Origin of the sequence: Moorena sp. SIO4A1 (assembly GCF_010672065.1) — a bacterium.
Taxonomy (GTDB): Bacteria; Cyanobacteriota; Cyanobacteriia; order Cyanobacteriales; family Coleofasciculaceae; genus Moorena.
In genome coordinates this window covers 1-1,975 of the sequence record NZ_JAAHHX010000394.1, presented here as the reverse complement: position 1 = coordinate 1,975, position 1,975 = coordinate 1, and the positions used below count along the sequence as shown (strand labels likewise).

General features: G+C 35.6%; 2 protein-coding genes. Both read left to right on the top strand.

What is annotated here, in order from left to right; all coding sequences use genetic code 11:
* The first annotated feature begins 430 nt into the window (after positions 1-430).
* Entirely contained in the window at positions 431-1,390 is a 960-nt protein-coding gene (locus F6K53_RS38640) for a hypothetical protein (RefSeq protein WP_293062045.1), read from the top strand.
* Between the two features lie 171 nt (positions 1,391-1,561).
* On the top strand, positions 1,562-1,975 hold a 414-nt coding region (locus F6K53_RS38635; RefSeq protein WP_293085135.1), incomplete at its 3' end, for an NINE protein.

Genomic DNA, 1,975 nt, shown 5'->3' with positions numbered 1-1,975 from the left:
TACTAGATTAATCTTAATTTACTTCATGTAGCTTCGGTAGTGCTTCAGACCACTTCATTGACTGCTCATGCCCTACTTTATACTTCCTACTTACTAGGACAAAAATCCCTTAAATCCTTTACTCATAAGCTGTTCGAAATTATCTATTATCAAAGTATTTATGATAAAAACTCATAAATGTAAAGCTTTGATGAATTTAACTTAGACTAACTAAAATTGTTAGAATTGTGTGTAATACTGGTTTGGTAAAGTAAATCAGATATCAATAACGAATTGATTGGTATTATCTCTACCAATCTCAAGCCCTAATTTTCTTGACATCTACCATTACTGAAGAACTGAGCAACTCCATTATTGATTTCTGATAATACCAAAAAATAAATAGTTTAAGGTAGCTATAAATAATCTCAAGTTAAGGTCAATAAAGCAAATGATCAAAAATAGCTTAACCGAAGAACAATTCCAAGGATTAGTAGAACGGCTTTCCAAACGTAAAAATGAGCTGGAAGGCAGAATCACCATTGAAACGGTTAAGGATAGTTTAAGGGAATTAGGACTATCCGATCTACTTCTTGAAAATGATATTGATGAGGTTTGTAAACAAATGAATAGAGAATTGAAAATGCGGCAATGGACAAACTATTTTAAGTTTGCCTTAATCCTAATGATTTTGACAGCACCATTATCTGCCTTTGGAGGGTATAAACTCCGAGAAGTTATTGTGGCTAAATTTCCGGAATTCGTAGGACTAACTAATGATGAGTCTTTACAATCAAGGGAGCTGAAACTACAAGTCAAAGACCTCCAAGATAAAGTCAAGGATTTGGAAACAGACAAGGATAAACTAAACGAAAGAATCGAAGACCTCAAGACTGAAAATAAAACGCTTAAAAATCTTGGTAAGCCTGACACAATATCGCAAGCTACGAGAACTTCAGTAATTACTGAATCTAAACCGACTCCAGTTTCATCCCAATCAGTTGAGCTGTCAGGTATTATCTATGAATTGAAAAGTTGCCAAAAATCCTACAATGTAAATTCAAGTACTCAATCCATAATTTGCGCTATCTTAATCACAAGTACCAAAGAAAATGTTAAATTGCATTTGTATTCCAACCACCGTGAGGGAAGAAGTAGACTACTTGACCAAGGGAAAGAATATGTAGCCACAAAAGTTGAATTGGGGACATATAGTAATAACCGTTATGGTTATGTCAACAATAGCTTAATTAAGGATATACCAATAGAAGCTATTATTACTTTTAAGGGAGTTTCACTAGATGTCAAACAGATAGATGTCCTCCAATTTATAAATCATTTGAAAAGCTCTTATTACACTGGTTTTCTCAATACTGAGTTACGGAATGTGTCGGTTACTCCAGAAAAATAGAAACTATTTAATTTACAACTAGGTTATGAAAAATAAGCCAGATTTTAATAACCTCAAAAACTATGCGGGCTCTGCCAACACTGGCTACCGATAACATGAGGGCAAGCCCGCCCCTAACGCACCCTACGAACTAATTAACGAGCAGATATTTAGATAAGGAGTAGTTCAATCATGAGAAAAACTGAAATAGCTTACCTTTTATGGCTTACCTGTTTATTAGGTTTTTTCGGCGTCCACCGTTTTTACACTGGTAAGTACGTTAGTGGAACCATCTGGTTATTTACATTTGGTTTTTTTGGATTTGGGCAACTTGTAGATTTAGCTATGATACCAGGAATGGTTGAAGAGAAAAATCTTAAGTATAGGACGCTCTATGGCGGCGCACAACCAAACAACCAGGTCACTCCGCAGGTTGTTGTCAACGTCGCAGATGTAATTGCTCCAAGTGCCGATAACCAAAAGGTCAAGAATGACACCCAACTTATCCTTCAAGTCGCAAAGGATAATGGTGGTAACATATCTGTAGCTGATTGCGTACTTGCTACAGGAAAGCCAGTTGAAGAGATCAAAGAAATGCTTAATACA

Coding starts and splice junctions, on each gene's coding strand:
- F6K53_RS38640 (WP_293062045.1), top strand. CDS start 431: ATGATCAAAAATAGCTTAACCGAAGAACAATTCCAAGGATTAGTAGAA.